14 protein-coding genes are annotated in these 17767 nt (G+C 36.2%); all 14 read left to right on the top strand.

Translation table 11 applies throughout. From position 1 onward, the window contains the following. Nucleotides 1-170: 170 nt before the first annotated feature. The 14 genes from J3L18_RS07025 to J3L18_RS06960 all read left to right on the top strand — a co-directional run bounded on the left by J3L18_RS07025 (nucleotide 171) and on the right by J3L18_RS06960 (nucleotide 17753). Nucleotides 171-1844 (top strand): capsule assembly Wzi family protein, encoded by a 1674-nt coding sequence (locus tag J3L18_RS07025; protein ID WP_091162794.1) that lies wholly within the window; start codon nucleotides 171-173, stop codon nucleotides 1842-1844. A gap of 161 nt (nucleotides 1845-2005) precedes the next feature. After that, nucleotides 2006-4489: an SLBB domain-containing protein gene (locus J3L18_RS07020; RefSeq protein ID WP_129570944.1), complete on the top strand. Its 2484-nt coding sequence runs from the start codon at nucleotides 2006-2008 to the stop codon at nucleotides 4487-4489. A gap of 35 nt (nucleotides 4490-4524) precedes the next feature. Then, the gene (locus J3L18_RS07015; RefSeq protein ID WP_129570943.1) at nucleotides 4525-5607 is read left to right on the top strand and encodes a GumC domain-containing protein; all 1083 of its coding nucleotides are present in this window, start codon (nucleotides 4525-4527) and stop codon (nucleotides 5605-5607) included. Nucleotides 5608-5721: 114 nt separating this feature from the next. Then, a complete protein-coding gene (locus J3L18_RS07010; RefSeq protein WP_129570942.1) occupies nucleotides 5722-7020 on the top strand; it encodes a flippase in 1299 nt (432 codons plus the stop codon). Nucleotides 7021-7124: 104 nt separating this feature from the next. Further along, nucleotides 7125-8036, top strand: coding sequence for a glycosyltransferase family A protein (locus J3L18_RS07005; protein WP_129570941.1), 912 nt, complete (start codon nucleotides 7125-7127; stop codon nucleotides 8034-8036). A gap of 33 nt (nucleotides 8037-8069) precedes the next feature. Next, nucleotides 8070-8630 (top strand): acyltransferase, encoded by a 561-nt coding sequence (locus J3L18_RS07000; RefSeq protein WP_129570940.1) that lies wholly within the window; start codon nucleotides 8070-8072, stop codon nucleotides 8628-8630. 2 nt (nucleotides 8631-8632) lie between these two features. Then, the gene (locus J3L18_RS06995; protein ID WP_311085658.1) at nucleotides 8633-9829 is read left to right on the top strand and encodes a glycosyltransferase family protein; all 1197 of its coding nucleotides are present in this window, start codon (nucleotides 8633-8635) and stop codon (nucleotides 9827-9829) included. A gap of 2 nt (nucleotides 9830-9831) precedes the next feature. Continuing rightward, nucleotides 9832-10827, top strand: a complete 996-nt coding sequence (locus J3L18_RS06990) for a glycosyltransferase family 4 protein (protein ID WP_129570938.1) — start codon at nucleotides 9832-9834, stop codon at nucleotides 10825-10827. Nucleotide 10828: 1 nt separating this feature from the next. Then, nucleotides 10829-11602 carry a glycosyltransferase family 2 protein gene (locus J3L18_RS06985; protein ID WP_129570937.1) on the top strand — a complete coding sequence of 258 codons (774 nt, stop codon included), beginning with the start codon at nucleotides 10829-10831 and terminating at the stop codon, nucleotides 11600-11602. A 26-nt stretch (nucleotides 11603-11628) separates the two neighbouring features. Continuing rightward, the gene (locus J3L18_RS06980; RefSeq protein WP_208102489.1) at nucleotides 11629-12930 is read left to right on the top strand and encodes an O-antigen ligase family protein; all 1302 of its coding nucleotides are present in this window, start codon (nucleotides 11629-11631) and stop codon (nucleotides 12928-12930) included. A 92-nt stretch (nucleotides 12931-13022) separates the two neighbouring features. Then, nucleotides 13023-14099 (top strand): acyltransferase family protein, encoded by a 1077-nt coding sequence (locus J3L18_RS06975; protein ID WP_129570935.1) that lies wholly within the window; start codon nucleotides 13023-13025, stop codon nucleotides 14097-14099. An 18-nt stretch (nucleotides 14100-14117) separates the two neighbouring features. Beyond that, nucleotides 14118-15173 carry a glycosyltransferase family 4 protein gene (locus J3L18_RS06970; protein ID WP_129570934.1) on the top strand — a complete coding sequence of 352 codons (1056 nt, stop codon included), beginning with the start codon at nucleotides 14118-14120 and terminating at the stop codon, nucleotides 15171-15173. Next, complete coding sequence (locus J3L18_RS06965) at nucleotides 15170-16288, top strand: glycosyltransferase family 4 protein (protein WP_129570933.1); 1119 nt, start codon at nucleotides 15170-15172, stop codon at nucleotides 16286-16288. The genes J3L18_RS06970 and J3L18_RS06965 overlap by 4 nt, the downstream gene beginning before the upstream one ends. Nucleotides 16289-16409: 121 nt before the next feature. Continuing rightward, nucleotides 16410-17753, top strand: a complete 1344-nt coding sequence (locus J3L18_RS06960) for a sugar transferase (protein WP_129570932.1) — start codon at nucleotides 16410-16412, stop codon at nucleotides 17751-17753. Nucleotides 17754-17767: the final 14 nt, after the last annotated feature.

The following is a 17767-nucleotide window of genomic DNA, read 5'->3' as shown; positions in this document are numbered from 1 at the left end:
AGGTTTTGAAATTTCAAAAAAAAGCCGATAATTGCCACCGAAATATCAGAAAACTCGAGCTATTGATTAAAGATTCGCATCTGGATACGATGCACCGGTCAATATTAACAGAAAGATATTTTAATATTACCATTTGGTTAATTTATTAGTTTCCTAAACCTTTCTTTTTGATGAGCATCCGTATAACTATCCGATCCTTATATGTTTTAATTTTACTATCCTTCACTGCTGCGTTAAAAGGCTATAGTCAAACCATACCAGTTGGAAGCTATGCTGAGGAGCTATTACGCAGGGATCAGGTAGCAGGAAATACAGGCAATACGTCATCGCTTGTTATCAGGCCTTTAGCTTCAACGGTTGCTGATCCTGCGTTTCAGCCATTGATTTCGAGCCATGAGTATTTAAAATTCAATTTCATGGGCATGCCATCGGGTTTACGCATCCTTCCGTTTAACTGGTTAAATGAATACAACGTGAACCGTCCCTTTGGCTACAATAATTCCTCCTTGTATCCCAATGCAGGCTATCAAAGCATGCTTAGCGGCGGTTTCTTGTTAAAAGCCGGAATTCTCAACGTACAGATAAAACCTGAGCTGGTTTACGCACAAAATAAAAGCTTTTCAACTTTTGCAGATGTACAGGCCCGAAACAATTCGCCGGCACTTATGGGTGCTTATTTTGGCCAAATCAATGGAATTGATGCACCCGAACGATTTGGTACATCTTCTTTAAAACATCTTTATCCCGGGCAATCAAAAATCACTTTGACGTATAAAAGCATTGAAGCCGGCGTATCTACAGAAAACTTGTGGTGGGGACCAGGAATAAGAAATTCAATCATGATGAGCAATTCGGCCCCTGGCTTTTTCCATTGGACCTTCAATTCAACCAAACCGGTTAAAACACTGGTTGGCTCATTTGAGTGGCAGATCATAGGAGGCAATCTAAAACAATCGGGCTTTGCACCAGACGATGTAAGCAAACTTATATACGGCAGCAATTTATATAGCCCCAAACCTAAAGTTACAAGGTATATTTCGGCCTACAGTGTCAACTGGCAGCCTAAATGGCTAAAGGGCTTATACCTTGGCCTTTCTGCTTATGACTATCTTGACAAAGACTCTCTTTATCATAATAAAAACATTATCCGTAAAGTAATTCCGGTTATTACCGGCTCTTCACTAAAGGCGAATGATATCAACAACGGACAAAACGGCGACCAACAGGATTTTGCGTACGCGCTCAACATCAGACAGCTGCTACCTTTATACAAAGCTGAAATTTACTTTGAATGGGCTCGTAATGACCGCACCGGAAGTATTTCTGACTTTTTACAGGAACCCGAGCATTCATCAGCATATACCTTTGGCGGACGCAAATTGTTTGAACTTAGCCGGGGCGGCTTTATACAAATTAAATCGGAAATAACACAGTTGCAAAGAGCGCCAACCTATTTGCTGCGTGACGAACCTTCATGGTATATCCATTCGCAAAGCCCGAGAGACGGTTATACCAATTATGGCAGATACATAGGTGCTGGAATCGGACCAGGTGGTAACAGCTTTATCTTTGATATAAGTTACCTCAAAAATTACAACTCTTATGGCCTTATGCTGGAAAGGCAGTTACATAACAATGATCTGTATTACCAGGCTTTTACTGAAGCCAGAGTAAGCAATCTTCACTGGGTAGATATTGCGGGTACATTTTATGCTAATCATAAATTTAAAAACTACCTGCTCTCGGCAGAAGCTACCCCTGTTTACACGTTGAATTATGAATACAAAAATGGCTCGACTTTCAATTTACATGCCAGGATTAACTTTACTTATTTTTTTAATTAATGAACAATTTTAGCCCCGATTTTTAGTTTATCGATCAACACACCATTTATACTAGAAATTAAAAAAATCACTTTAACCCCTAAAATGGGAAATTGGTTTACTTTTGCAGAAAATATTATCATTTATTGGAGTGTTATTTTATACTCTGATGACTTTCACATATGAACAGACTTCGCTTTCTTATATTTTTAATTGCTGTACTCAGTTTCGGAGCAGTTACTAATATTACCGCCCAAACCAACTTACAAAACATTTCCTCAATTAATGTCGACGATATTTCAGATCAGCAACTGATTCAGCTGTTACAGCAAGCCCAAAAATCAGGATTAACCGACGCTGAGTTACTACAGCAAGCTCAAAGCCGGGGAATGTCAGCCGCGCAGGTTCAAAAGTTAGAACTTCGTATAAAAAAATTAAGGACCAAAAGCAACGAATCATCCAATACCAAACCCGATTCGACACTTACACAGCAAGGAAGGCAACTTAATTATAAACCAGATACTACTGATACCCTTTACACCAATAAAGATTTATTTGAAAGCTTAAAGCCCAAAATTTTTGGCGCCGATATTTTTAAAAATAAAAACAGTTCATTTGAACCCAACCTTAAACTGGCTACCCCTCTAAATTATATTGTTGGGCCTAATGACCAGCTTAACATAAATGTTTACGGCAGCTCTTTGGTAAACTGGAAACTGGAAGTATCCCCCGAAGGAAATATAAACATTCCGGGGGTTGGCATTTTAAATGTTGGAAGTAAAACTATTGAACAAGCTACGGCCTTGATAAAAAGCAGGCTTGCAGCTAACAACTATGCGGTTGGCCGCGGTACAAGCGTACAGGTTACCCTCGGTAATATCCGGAGTATCCAGGTAATTATCATAGGGCAGGTAGCTAAACCAGGCACTTATACCCTGCCCTCTCTCGCTACCGTTTTTAATGCACTATATATGGCAGGCGGCCCAAATGATAATGGTAGCTTAAGGCAGATAGAGGTGATCAGGAATAACCGCATTATCAGGCACCTGGATGTTTATGATTTTTTGTTAAAAGGCGACCAGAAAAACAACATTACCCTGCAGGATCAGGACATTGTACGCGTACCAACGTACCGGACCAGGGTGCAGCTTGTTGGTGAGATTAAAATACCTGCGTTGTTTGAAGTTTTGCCGGGAGAAAGCCTGGATAACATTATAACTTATGCCGGTGGTTTTACTGATAGCGCATATACTGCCAGGATCAAAGTATCGCAGGTAAGTGATCAGCAGCGCAAAATAACGGATGTGTTGGAAGCCGATTATAAAAACTACATTCCGTTAAGGGGCGATAAGTATACTATTGAACCTATTATATACAGGTTTGAAAACCGGGTGGTAATAAAAGGAGCTGTTTTCCGGCCCGGCGATTATGAACTGCAAAGTGGGTTAACACTACTGCAGCTAATGGACAAAGCTGCGGGATTAAAAGAAGACGCTTTTACCGAACGCGGTACGATTACCCGTTTAAAGCCAGATAATAGTACCGAAATAATAGGATTTAATGTTAAGGACGTTGTCAACAAATCTGTAAATATCCCCTTGCAGCGTGAAGATATTGTTAACATCTCATCCATATTTGATTTAAGGGATAAATACACCGTTACTATTAACGGTAATGTAAGGAAACCGGGGAAGTTCGCTTTTTCAGAAAACATGAAAGTAGAAGACCTGATTTTAAAAGCCGGCGGTTTTGCCGAAGGCGCAAGTACAAACCGTATTGAAGTAGCCCGGAGAGTAACCGATGCCGATCCTTCATCTAAAAACAGTTCAGTATCGCAGGTTTTTAGCGTTAATATTGACGGTAAGCTGAAACCGGCAGACGCTAACTTTGTGCTTACGTCCTTTGATATTGTTTCGGTATATAGCCTGCCCGGATATGAAAAACAAAAAACAGTAAAGGTTGAGGGCGAAGTTTTATACCCCGGCTCCTACACCATCAAAAGTAAAAACGAAAAAATATCCGACCTGATTGCCAGGGCTGGCGGGCTTACCGCCTCGGCCGATGCAGCGGGCGGTTCGCTAAAACGCGATAATTTTGCAATACTGGGTATCGATAAAAACAAAGCAGATACTGCATCAGTAAATGCTGAACGCTCGGCCCGGATCAACAGGTTAAAACAATCATACAAAGATTCGACGAAAACCACCACCGATACCGTACAACAAAGAAATAATTATGTTGGTATTGAGTTGGATAAAATTTTAAAGTCTCCCGGATCAAAAACAGATTTGCTTTTGGAAAATGGCGATGTTATCAGGGTGCCAAAGCAACAGCAGATTGTTCGTGTTAACGGCCAGGTACTTTACCCAAGCGCCGTGGTATTTGACAAATCAAAATCATTTAATGATTTTGTTTCCAATGCCGGCGGTTACGGGCCGGATGCACTGAGGCGCGGCGCATATGTGGTTTACCCTAACGGAACGGTAAAAGGCACACGGAAGTTCTTGTTCTTTAATAATCATCCATCTGTTAAACCTGGTAGTGAAATATATGTTCCTAAAAAATCAGAAAGTAAGGGTAATACTGCCCAAACTATATTAGGATTTACTACCGGGTTAGCTTCGTTGGGAGCAATTATTTTAGGGATCTTAAGTTTGAATAAATAAAACAGCATAATTTTATATAGTACTTAGCCATAATCATGAATAAAGGAGATCAGCAAAGATCAGTAAATGATTCAGATGGGGTATCTGTTAATGATATTATCCATAATACCAAATCAGGTATTGATCATTTAAAAAGGAAATGGTTAACCATCTTAGCGGTTTCTTTGGTAGGAGCTATAATTGGATTGACCTTTGCTGCTTTTAAAAAAAGCACTTATACAGCTGTGTGTACATTTGTCTTAGGTGGATCTGAGAAAGGTGGCGGCCTTGGGCAGTACGCTGGCCTTGCCAGTTTAGCTGGCATAAATGTTGGCGGCGGAGGAAATGAAGGGATATTTGAGGGGGATAACATATTTGCACTTTATCAGTCACGTTTAATGATTGAGAAAACTTTATTGGCTAAAGCTAATTTTAACGGTAAAGATCAGCTCATGATTGACAGGTATATCGACTTTAAGGATTTGAGAAAATCCATACAAAAAGATGATAAGTTGAAAAATCTCAATTTCGGCGGAGATCCGGATCATTTTAACAGGCAACAGGATAGCATTATCAAAAATATAGTGATAGACATCAACAAAAATTCACTAACCGTAAGCAAACCCAATAAAAAGTTAAATATCATTGAAGTAGATACAAAATTTGAAGATGAAGTTTTTGCTATGGAGTTCAACAACAAGTTAGTTGAAACTGTTAACGACTTTTATATAAAAACAAAAACAAAAAAAACTGCACACAATGTTTTTATTTTACAAAAGCAAGTCGATAGTGTTAAGTCGGTTCTTAATAATTCAATAGGTGCCGTAGCTTCAGCATTAGACGCCGCCCCCAACGCTAATCCATCATTGTTAACGCTAAGGGTTCCCTCGCAAAAAAAACAGGTTGATGTACAGGCAAACAGCGGGATTTATGGTGAACTTGTTAAAAATCTTGAGTTGGCGAAAATTTCATTAATGCAGGAGACGCCTTTAATACAATTGATAGATAGCCCCGTATTGCCACTTTTAACGGAAAAACCGAGTAAACCTAAATGTCTTTTAGCCGGTTTTTTTATAGCCACCATTTTTTGTGCATTTTTTATCATGGTAAGAAAAGCTTACAAAAATATGATGCGATAATTTTTAAAGTTTCAACTTTAAGCTAAATATCTCACAATCTAATTTATTGTTTTAAACACTCACTACTTGAATTGCTTTGCTGTACTATGCCTGTAATTCAAATAATTTTCAATTATGATCATTGCCAATTTATATAAAAAAATCAGTTCGGTTACGGATATAAAGAAGATGGCAAGCAATGCATTCTGGTTGTTTTTTGACAGATTCTTGCGTTTGGGTGTTGGTTTGATCGTGGGTATATGGGTCGCACGATACCTAGGTCCGCAATCATTCGGTAAATTAAATTACGCTACAGCTTTAGTTGCTTTGATGAGTGCGTTATCGACTTTGGGATTAGATCAGATAATTATAAAAAAGATTATAGATCATCCGGAAAGCAAATTCTTTTTTATCGGAACGGCTTTTTTCTTACGCGTTTTTGGAGGGATCATCTCTTTATGCATATGCTGTTTGTACGTAGCAATTAGTGATAGTGATAGAAACTTGCTTCTTATAACTTTTATTGTTTCTTTGTCGCCAATATTTTCTTGCTTTGACGTAATTGATTACGATTTTCAGGCAAAATTACAATCAAGAAAAACCGTAATCGCAAAAAACGGCGCTTTCATCATTTCTTCAGTTGTCAAAGCTCTTTTCATCATAAAGGGGTTTAGTTTAGTAATCATAGTTGTTGCTATAGTATCTGAAAATTTTTGGGGGATATTTGGTTTGATAATATTTTACAAGCTTAAAAATCTACTCTTTTGGAGGCTTAAATTCAGCTTAGTTAAACAATTGTTAATAGAGTGCTGGCCACTAATGTTATCGAGTATTATAGTTTTGTTTTATATGAGAGTTGATCAGATTATGCTTGATAATTTAGCTGGTCATAAGGCTGTTGGTGAATATTCTGTATCTGTACGGGTTACAGAACTATGGTATTTTATACCAATGATTTTAACATCAACTTTATATCCCAAGCTTGTAAAAATGAAAGATAATAAAGACAGTTATTATAAGATTGTATTGCTCCTCCTTAAAATTTTATTCTTTATCAGTTTTTCGATTTCAATTGTTGTTAATTCCTTTTCTGTTGAAATAGTGAATATGCTTTTTGGTAAGGTGTACAGGGAGGCCGCTTTTGCTTTAAATATTAGTATTTGGACTGGTATTTTTGTTTTTTGGGGGGTAGGGATAAATAATATACTGGTGATTGAAAATTTGAATATTCACAATTTCAGGAAATCTATTTTGGGGCTTATTATAAATGTGACGCTGAATTTTATTTTGATACCCAGATACGGAATTAATGGGGCAGCCATCGCTACTTTGATTTCACAATTTTTTGCGTCATATCTCTATTTCGCATTTCAAAAATCTACGAGACATATTTTTTATCTCCAAAGTAAATCTATTCTCTTTTTTATTAAATAAAAATTATCGGGTACATTCGAGGTAAAAAAATAATTGATGAAATTGGTACCTAAACAAGACAAACAAACACAAGCCATCATTAGTTGGTTAACGGTGAATTTAAGATGAAACAACCAGTATTATTATTGACATTTAATCGGCTTGATACGCTTGAGCGCACATTAAATGCGATTAGGAAATATCAACCAGAAAGTATTTTTATTGCCTCTGACGGGCCACGAATGACTAAAGTTGGTGAAGCGGAGTTAGTTGATAATATCCGGAAATATATTTTAGGTCAGATCGATTGGAAGTGTGAGGTTCATACATTATTCAGAAATGAAAATTACGGTTGTGGAAAAGGTGTTTCAAGCGCTATAAACTGGTTTTTTGACCATGTTGAAAGTGGAATTATATTAGAAGATGATTGTGTTGCCAATGAAAGTTTTTTTGAATTTTGCGAAGACCTTCTATTAAGATATAAATCTGATGAACGGATAATGCACATTTCTGGTAGTAACTTCCAATTGAGTGAAGTGTCAGAACATTCATACTTTTTTACTTACGCCTGTTATATGTGGGGTTGGGCTACCTGGAGGCGCGCATGGAAAAAGTACGATTTTTATTTAACAGACTACAACGATAAATGGGACTTTAATGGTTTTGTAACCGATAAGTTTGAAAAAAAATATTGGCGAGATAACTTCAATCGCGTTAGAAATGGTCAGTTAGATACCTGGGATTATCAATGGTTTTATTACTGTTGGAAAAACAATGGTCTTAGTGTCATGCCAAGGGTTAACCTGGTGAAAAATATTGGTTTTGATAGTCGAGGAACGCATACTCACACAGAGCATTTTGTAGAGAATCTAAAAACCTATTCTTTAGATTCGCTTATCCATCCAAACGAAATAATTAGAAATACGAAGGCAGATAAATGGCATGCCGACATTCTTTCGTTACGTGATCTCGGACCTGTTTCACGACTTGTTCGTTTTTTTGACAAGTTAAAAGCCCGAATGCGGCAGATGTTATAATATCAATTAAAAACTCAAATTAAGCTTAAGCTAATGAAAAAGTTATATAGAGACGTAGTATCGTTAGTTACCATAATTATTTTGAATTTAGGTGATCTGATAACATTTGAAACAGATGGAATCAGAAATTTAAAAATCTTTTTATTAAAACTTTTAGGAGTGAAAATCAACTACCCTTGTTTCATTGATCGTGGTTTCAGGTTTATTAACCCCCGAAAAATATCGATAGGTTCAAATTGTTCATTAGGGCATTACAATAAAATATGGGCATTTGAAGAGGTCATCATTGGCGATTACGTTCAAACTGCATTAGGATTAACCATAGTGGCAGGGGGGCATAATAACCATGATTATTCACCATTAACTGATCAGAAGGTAACGATTGAGGGAGAGAACTGGATAGGAGCAAACGTAACCATTTTAGGCGGCGTTATTATAGGTAGAGGAGCTATAATAGGGGCAGGATCATTAGTGAATAAAAGTATACCTCCTTACACAATTGCTGCAGGTGTACCGGCAAAAGTGATCAAAAAAAGGGATCCGTCACCTTTGGTGTCATCTCCTTTTGGGCTTTATAAACCCCAGTTTTTATGATTTTGAATAAAAGAAAATTAGTATTTTTATCAGATGATCCGCCTTTAAGAAGTAAAGGGGTGGGTATATCTGTATTATTGTATAATATTTTACTGGCTTTAAAACAAGAGGAGTTATCATTGGTAACTTTTTGTGGAAATGTAAAGGCCACCGCTCAGGAAATACGGGAAGACAACGAGGGGATTACTGTAATTATTTGTGATGCTAAATTTAAGCGTTTAAATAATATAAGGTTATTAAATAAGATCATTAAAGAAGTTTCATTTATCATTTCCTTAAGAAAAATAGGCTCAATTATTAATGACTCTGATGTATTTGTTGTAGCACCTATAGGAGCAAGTGGCATACTCCTCTGGAGGTTTCAGATATTGAAGTTTCTATTTAATAAACCTAAATATGGTTTGTATATCGTAGATGACCTCGAAGCAATTAATAAAAAACTGAACCGAAAATTTGAAAATTTTTCTATCAGCAAACTACTACCCAGAGCTATTAAAGATTCAAACTTTTTAATAAATATAAGCCAGGGATTGCGTGAAACATATTTAAAGCAATTTGATAAAGACAGTCACGTTCTACTTCCGCATTTTCTTAAGCGCGAGCCTTTGATTAGAAGCAGTAGCACGGATCTTTTTACATTTTTATTTACAGGAGGCTTAAGTTTTCTTTATAATGAACCTTTGTTGGAGTTAGATGCCGTGCTAAATGAAATAAATGATAGTGGATTATGTAACAAAAAATTGAGGTTACAAATACAAACATATACCGATAGAAGCGAATTTGATGCTCTGCATTTCACCTCGCCTACTACATTCTATTCCACAGTAAAAAACAGAGATGAATTAATAGACGTTTACAATCAATGTCAGTGTTTTATTATCCCTTATTCATTTAACGATGCCGATAAGCAGATGATTAAAACCTCTTTTCCGCAAAAAGTAGCAGAAATAATACAATACAGAAGGCCTATTTTGGTATATGGACCAGCCTATAGTTCAGTAGTTGACTTTTTTAACACTAACGCCTTGGGATATGTTTGCGACAGCCAAAATAAAGAAAAGCTTAAAGAAAGTGTCTTACAAATAGTTGATCAGTATCAACAATTTGACGGAGAGAAGTATATCAGTGTTTACGATCTCTATTTGTCTGCCGGCATGGTGAACAATGTTTTTGATAACATTATAAATGAGACACGATAACTATGAAAATTAAGTATCTACCATATCAACCACATTGCTTTGCTTTTGGAGGCTTTGAACTACAGATGTTATCGACATTTAACGCAGTCAAAGCTCAGGGATTGGATGTTCAAAAACTGGATGTTTGGAGCAGGGATAGCACCTTTGATGTTTTGCACTGTTGGGGAATCGATATTGCTAATTACGAAAACGTTTATTGGGCTAAAAGATCGCAAAAAAAGGTTGTGGTCACTGCGCTTATAAGCTATTTTGAAACGTTTAAACAAGTAGCTAAATTTAATTTATCTTCAATTTTTTACAAGCAACGGCTTGTTAAAGAAATGGTTGATTATATAGATGTTATTGTTGCAATAAATGATGAGCAGGCCGAGCTATTTAAAAAATTTTATAAAGTACCAAGTCATAAATTAAGCGTAATCCCTAACATAGTAGATGACAGGTTCTTTGAACTTCGCAGCCAGGTAAAAAATAACGATCCAACTAACGACTATATATTATGCGTTGGCAATATTTGTCGCCGAAAAAATCAGGTACTTTTGGCGCAAGCCTGCGCAGAAAACAACATACCCCTTATATTGATTGGCAAAACCATAGCTGGTGAAGAACAATACGAAACCCAACTTGTACGTATCATAGAAAAATCGGTCAACATCCAATGGATCAAAGGCTTGGAAGCTAATTCAGATGAGTTATTGAAATATTTCATGAATTGCAGGGCTTTTGCTTTGCTTAGTTATATGGAACAGCAGCCTATTTCGTTACTCGAAGCCGCTGTACTTAACAAACCGCTAATTATAGCCAACAGGGCTTACGCAAAACAAAAATATTATTCTGGAAGCTATTTGGTAAACACCGATTCGGTTGCTCATATTAAAAAAGGAGTTGATCTGATATGGGATACCCCGGAAGTATATCGACCGAATATTGAAATATTGCAAGATTGTAAAGGCTCGGCTGTTGCGGGTGCTTATACAAACTTGTATGAGAGATTAAAATAAGATGGAGTCAAAACAAACGCCCTTAATTACAATCATAACTGCTACCTATAATTCTGGTAGCGTGATCGAAAAAAGCATTTTAAGCGTAATTGATCAAACTTATAAAAACATTGAGTATATAATAATTGACGGTAATTCAACAGATGGAACTGTTGGCATTATAGAAAAATATGATAAGTATATCACTAAGTGGATATCTGAACCGGATAAAGGGGTATATGACGCTTGGAACAAAGCACTTAAACTCTCCAGCGGGAATTGGATAACCTTTATTGGTTCTGATGACGTCTTTTATCCCTCTGCATTGGCCGACTATGTTGATTTTATTAACACCTATTCGGAGGCGGATTTGGAGTTTATATCATCAAAAATGCACTTGGTTACAATGACGGGTAAGATCATAAAACCACTTGGTTTACCTTGGATTTGGAAAAAAGCCCGACTCGAAAATACTATTGCACATCCGGGGGCTTTACACAGCCGTGTGTTGTTTGAAAAATATGGTCATTTCGATACAGACTTTAGAATATGCGGCGACTACGAGCTGTTGCTTCGCCCGGGTAAAGATTTTAAAACTGCCTTCATGCATAAATTCACAGTTCGTATGGCACAGGGAGGTTTAAGTGGCAATAGCAAAAAACTTTTTAAAGAACATTACAGGGCGGTGACCACTACCGGAAAATTAGATATTAATACGGCAAGGTTTTATTATGTGTTTCAAATGTTAAAGCACTATGTCAAATTTGGATTAAGAAGTTTAGGAAAAGATATTTAGCTCGCACTAATAATAAAGTGCAGCTTTTGAAAGTAAGAATAATGGATTTAGTTAAAGTTAAAGTTGAGTATAAAAGTTTTATATACCTCATTGTGTTGGTGTCAACTTTAACGGCATTCGCAATTATCCCAACCGTTCCGGCTACGGTTCCAGCCTATTTACTTACTATTATTCTATTGTGCATTTTTTTTGCTTCTCCCATAAAGTCCGAACTGCAAAAAAAAACGGCTTGGGAATTTTTTTTATTCGTGTTTCTATTTTTGGGCATTACGCTAATGTCTCAAATAGCAAGTCTCTTATTTCCCGTCAGCGTTCCTAAAACTATAGTGTTGATTGATGCCAGCGATTACACCACTTTAATTTTAAGGAGTAGCTTAATCACCCAGTCGGCATATCTTATTTGCAACGTTTTTTTATACTTAATGATAAAAAATTATGGAGACGAACGATTGATCAAGTTCATTTTGTGGACTTTTAGGTTGCTTATAATATACGGGCTATATGAGTTAATATTTTATATGGTATTTAACACATCGGGCGACTTCATTAGTAACAGGGTTTATGGTAATCAGGAAGATGGCGTAATTGGTGGTTCTTTTCAACTTCAAAGTATTGGAGCCATTAGCTGGTTGCGTATAAAGGGCTTTACAGGCGAACCCTCAATGTTTTCCTTTACTACACTTCCATATTTTGCTTTGCTAATCGGCATGAAAAAAAAGTGGGAGGCTGCACTTTGCTTATGCTGTTTGATTTTGACTTTTTCAACAACAGCCTTTTTGGGCTTGTTTATTTATGGTATCTACCTGATGTTTTTTTCGTCAAATAGAAAACTGCGTTACAGTATAATGCTTATCATCGGCAGTTTGATAATCCTGGTTTTATTCTTGTATACTACAAACGATATTTTCAGTGAACTTATAAACCAAATCTTTCTCGATAAATTTTCCGGACAAACAGTTTCGGGCGATGAAAGATCTTCCTTTTTTCTGGCCACATTTAACTTTTGGAGAACATCAGATATTTTACATTTCTTATTTGGCTTTGGGTTTGGTTTTGCACGATCAACAGATTTTTGCAGCACTTTATTATTTAACACAGGATTGTTCGGTTTTTTAGCTTTCACAGCATTTGTCTGCACCCACCTTTTTATTCCTGTTAAAAATAAAATCCTGAAAGAAAACTATCGTGCAGCAGTAATAATGCTATTTGTTGTTATGATGGTCTCGGTTCCTGAATTTGCTTATTGTAGTTTTTGGGTGATCCTGGCAAGCGGATATATTATCAAAAATTATAATTTAACAGATAGCGCAAATGTTATATATAGATAATAAATTTTCCAAACAAACCTTAACATGGGCACAAATATCTTATGTACAAAGGTTATTAGCAAACTCAATTTACTGATCAATAAAATTGTATAATGATTGAACAAAGATCAAGGTTAGAATGGATCGATGGCTTGAGGGGTGTTGCAGCCATACTTGTTGCTATACTTCATTTGTGGCTATTAATTCGAAGCAATGTTACTGTAATTAATCCATCGTTATCAAAAGGGATTTCGTTTTTTGTTTCTGATTTTTTTGATTTTGGAAAAATAGGAGTTGTTGTATTCTTTTTGATAAGTGGCTATGTTATCCCTTTTAGCCTTTATAAAGCAAACGCCAAATCTTTTCTAATAAGCAGATTTTTTAGATTATATCCTGCATATTGGCTATGTATCCTTAGTTTTTGTTTAATCTCGGGTTTTTCTGGAGTTAAAAATATACTGATAAATCTCACCATGCTTCAAAAATTTGTTGGCTCAGAGGATCTTGTCGGTGTTTTTTGGACTTTACAAATTGAGCTGATTTTTTATTTTATCTGTTTAATACTTCATGAGTTTAATCTTCTAAACAATGATAAGTTTTTAATAAAGTTTTTTTATAGTCTGCTGTTCATTTCACTCTTTGTAGCCGGATTAAGATATAAATTTCATTTAAAATTACCGGTCGCCCTGATACTTGGCTTAGCGGTAATGTTTTTAGGTATGTTGTGGCGTAAAAACGTTTTGGATAAAAGCTCTTATATAACAAATGAAACTTTTAAGAAGTTAATAATTTACTTTATTGTAATATTAGTACCATTAACGTTACTTGCCTATTCTGAAAATTTCGGGAATAACGAAGTTTGGTATCGGTATTTTGCATCGTATTTAATTGCTCTTTTACTATTCAAATTATTCTCTCTTTATAAATCTCCGGGTATATTTCTAAAATATCTTGGTACCATAAGCTACTCTATGTATTTGCTGCATCCCGTGTTTGGGATGGAATTACCTGTTAAAATATTTCCGAAAGAATATTTTGCTACCCATATGCTTCTGTTTGTTTTGTTTTTTTGGGTATTTACTTTAATAGCAGCTTCAGCATGTTATTATTTGATCGAAAAACCAAGTATAAGCATAGGTAAAAGATTAATAGGAAAGAAAATCATGTCTAAGAAAACGACCATCATATAATATTTATTCTTAATTTATATGATTATAGTAAACGCGCGTTTCCTCACCCAAAAACTTACAGGAGTGCAACGTTTTGCCATTGAGATAGCAAAACAGTTAAAATTGATGATGCCGGGGATTATATTTGTGGCTCCGTCTAACATCATTCACCTGGATCTGGCTCAACAGCTTGGTGTAATCGTTATAGGAAAAAACAAAGGGGTTATATGGGAGCAATTTGATTTACCATTATATTTAAAAAAAAACGGCAGCCCCTTACTTATCAACATGTGCAATGTTGCGCCGCTATTTTACAACAATCAGGTAATAACCGTACATGATGTTGCCTTTTTAGTTAATCCACAGTGGTTTAGCAAAAACTTTGTAAGGTTTTACAAATTCCTGATACCAAAGATAAGCAGAAAAGCTAAGCTCATATTCACCGTAAGTAATTTTTCAAAAACTGAAATTGTAAAGTATCTCCATGTCGAAACCGCAAAAATAAAAGTGATATATAATGGCATATCTGAGCTCCCCTCTCCTACACCTGTCAATTCAGATTACGGCGAGTATATATTGGCTGTAGGATCAATTGATAAAAGGAAAAACATACGGAACCTTGTGCAGGCCTTTGGATCAATAAAACACAGAGGTATTAGACTTATAATAGTTGGAGACAACAACTCGATTTTCAATAACGAAGATAATGCGCATCTTGATAAACATCCTGATATTATATTCACCGGGCGCGTTAACGACCAGGAACTTGCAGGTTTATATAACAAAGCAAGTTTATTTGTTTATCCAAGTTTATATGAAGGTTTCGGAATTCCGCCGCTTGAGGCAATGGCTCAAGGCTGCCCAACGTTAGTATCTGACATAGACAGCTTGCGTGAAGCTTGCGGTGATGCCAGTGTTTATGTAAATCCGCTCAATGTCGCGGAGATTTCGAAAAGTATTGATTTACTTATTGAAGATGTGGCATTATGCGGGCGCCTTGTTGAAAACGGAAAACAAAATACAAAGCGGTTTAGCTGGGAAACTTCGGCCAGGCAAATTGTCAATTCCATTACTGATTTAATTACACAATCTTGAAAGTCGCATTAGTACATGAATGGCTTACCGTAATTGGGGGCTCCGAAAACGTTTTTAAAGAAATTGCCGCATTATATCCCGATGCAGATATTTATACGCTTGTAGCCCGTGAGGAAACCGTTGTTAAGCTCGGCCTTTCCGGGCATAAGATAACCACTTCTTTTATTCATAAACTGCCATTTGCAAAAACTAAATACCGGGCCTATCTGCCTTTATTTCCTTTGGCTATTGAGCAGTTTGATTTATCAAGCTATGATCTGGTTATATCATCCTCACATGCTGTAGCTAAAGGAGCTTTAACCAATTCAAACCAAATACATATCTGTTATTGTCATTCGCCAATACGCTATGCCTGGGACTTGCATCATCAATATTTAAAAGAATCGGGGTTGGACAAAGGCCTGAAGGGTTTCATAGCAAAATATTTGCTGCATCGCATCCGGCAGTGGGATATCATAAGCACCAACCGGGTCGATTATTTTATTGCTAATTCAAATTACATAGCCAGGCGAATTAAAAAGATCTACGGCCGTGAAAGTACAGTTATATACCCCAACGTAGCAACAGAAGATTTTTTACCTGTTTATGAAAAAAAGGATTATTACGTTACCTGTTCACGATTTGTTCCTTATAAAAAAATTGATCTGATTGTGCAAGCCTTTGCCCAGATGCCTGATAAAAAATTATTTGTTATTGGCGAAGGGCCTGATTTTAAAAAGGTGAGCAAATTAACTACCTCAAATACAACGTTACTTGGATATCAATCATTTGATGTGCTTAAAAAATACCTGGCCGAAGCTAAGGCGTTTGTGTTTGCAGCTGAAGAGGACTTTGGCATTTTACCTGTTGAAGCCCAGGCCTGTGGCACTCCTGTAATTGCCTTTGGTAAAGGGGGCGCGTTGGAAAGTGTTGTCGAAAATAAAACAGGTATATTCTTCTATGAACAGTCTGCCGAAGCCATTAAAGAGGCCGTGGAGCGTTTCGAGGTTAACGAATCATTATTTAATTATAAAGAAATTACCATGCACGCTTCTTCTTTTTCGACAGATATATTTAAAAGTGAGCTATTTATCCAAATTAACAATAAAACACAAAATAAAATAAAGAATAATTAGTTTTTAATTGTAGCGTTCTCGATGAATACCCCGTAATTAAGTTTAACAAACATTGGTTTTATTTAAAAACGATTCGTTTTAGTAAAATTATTATATTTGCACAACTTAACCCTGATCGCAAATGCGCTACTCTAAACTACTTCAGCCATTCACATTTTTTTGTGATTTAATACTATTAAATATCGCACTTCAATGTGCTCATCTGCTTATATTTACGTTCTACTCGTCAGAAATACAGTCAGCTGATTTTTTATTATTAGTTAATTTAACCTGGATTACCATCGCATCGGTAACTAAAAACTATACCATAAAAAGACCCCTGATATTAAGTGACAATTTAAGCAAATTCATGTCCTCTATGGTGTATCACCTGGTAATGGTTCTGGGGATAGTTTATTTCTTTAAGCTTTATGAGGTAAGCAGAATGGTGATGTTTTGCACATATCTTTTGTTTTTTATCTTCATAGTTATCCAGCGCTCTCTAATCTTTTTCACACTCGATTATATTCGTAAAAAGGGCTATAATATTAAGCACGTTATCATAATTGGTAATGCGGATATCGTTAACCGGGTAAAAAAATCATTTTCAAGGCATCCGGAGTACGGGTATAATTTTATTACCACCATACCCGAAGAAATGATTGAAAGCCTGCCCCATGAAGTACTATTTGATAAAATCCTTGAGGCCAGGCCTGATGAAGCATTTATATGCTACAAGTTTATGGATCAGCTTTTATTGAATAAACTGGTTGACCTGGGCGACCAGCATTCCATTAAAATTAAACTGGTTTCAGATCTTGTACTTGATAACAGCTACGCCAGTATCGTTAATTATGAAAATCTCCCCGTAATACAGCTTTCATCTTCCATTGAGCTTAGTTTGAAAATTATTTTCTTCAAGCGCTGTTTCGATATTATGTTTTCCCTTTTGGTAATGATCCCTGGGCTTCCTGTGTTTATTGCATTAGCCATAATAACTAAATTAACTTCAAGGGGCCCGGTTTTTTATCGTCAGGAAAGAATTGGCAGAAATCATAAACCCTTCAGAATGTATAAGTTCAGAAGCATGTATGTAAATTCAGAGCAAGCTGTGCCGATGCTGTCAAAAGATAAAGACCCCCGAATTACGAAATGGGGTGTATTTTTACGTAAATCCAGGCTGGATGAATTACCCCAGTTCTGGAATGTTTTAAAGGGCGACATGTCTATCGTTGGTCCCAGACCAGAGCGGCAGTATTTTATTGAACAACTCATAGAAGAATCACCTAACTACAAAAAGTTATTTAAACTCAAGCCGGGTCTCACCTCTATAGGACAAGTAAATTATGGCTATGCCGAAAATGTTCAGGAAATGCGTCATCGTGTTCGTTATGATCTTATATATTTAAAAAACATCAACTTTAATAACGACTTAAGCATAATTTTCCAAACCATAAAAGTGATGGTTCAACTCAAGGGAAAGTAAACGTTATTCCCAAA

The organism is Mucilaginibacter gossypii (genome assembly GCF_017569325.2).
Lineage (GTDB): Bacteria > Bacteroidota > Bacteroidia > Sphingobacteriales > Sphingobacteriaceae > Mucilaginibacter > Mucilaginibacter gossypii.
Note: the sequence above shows the minus strand (reverse complement) of the source record. Positions and strands in the feature narration are given on the sequence as shown.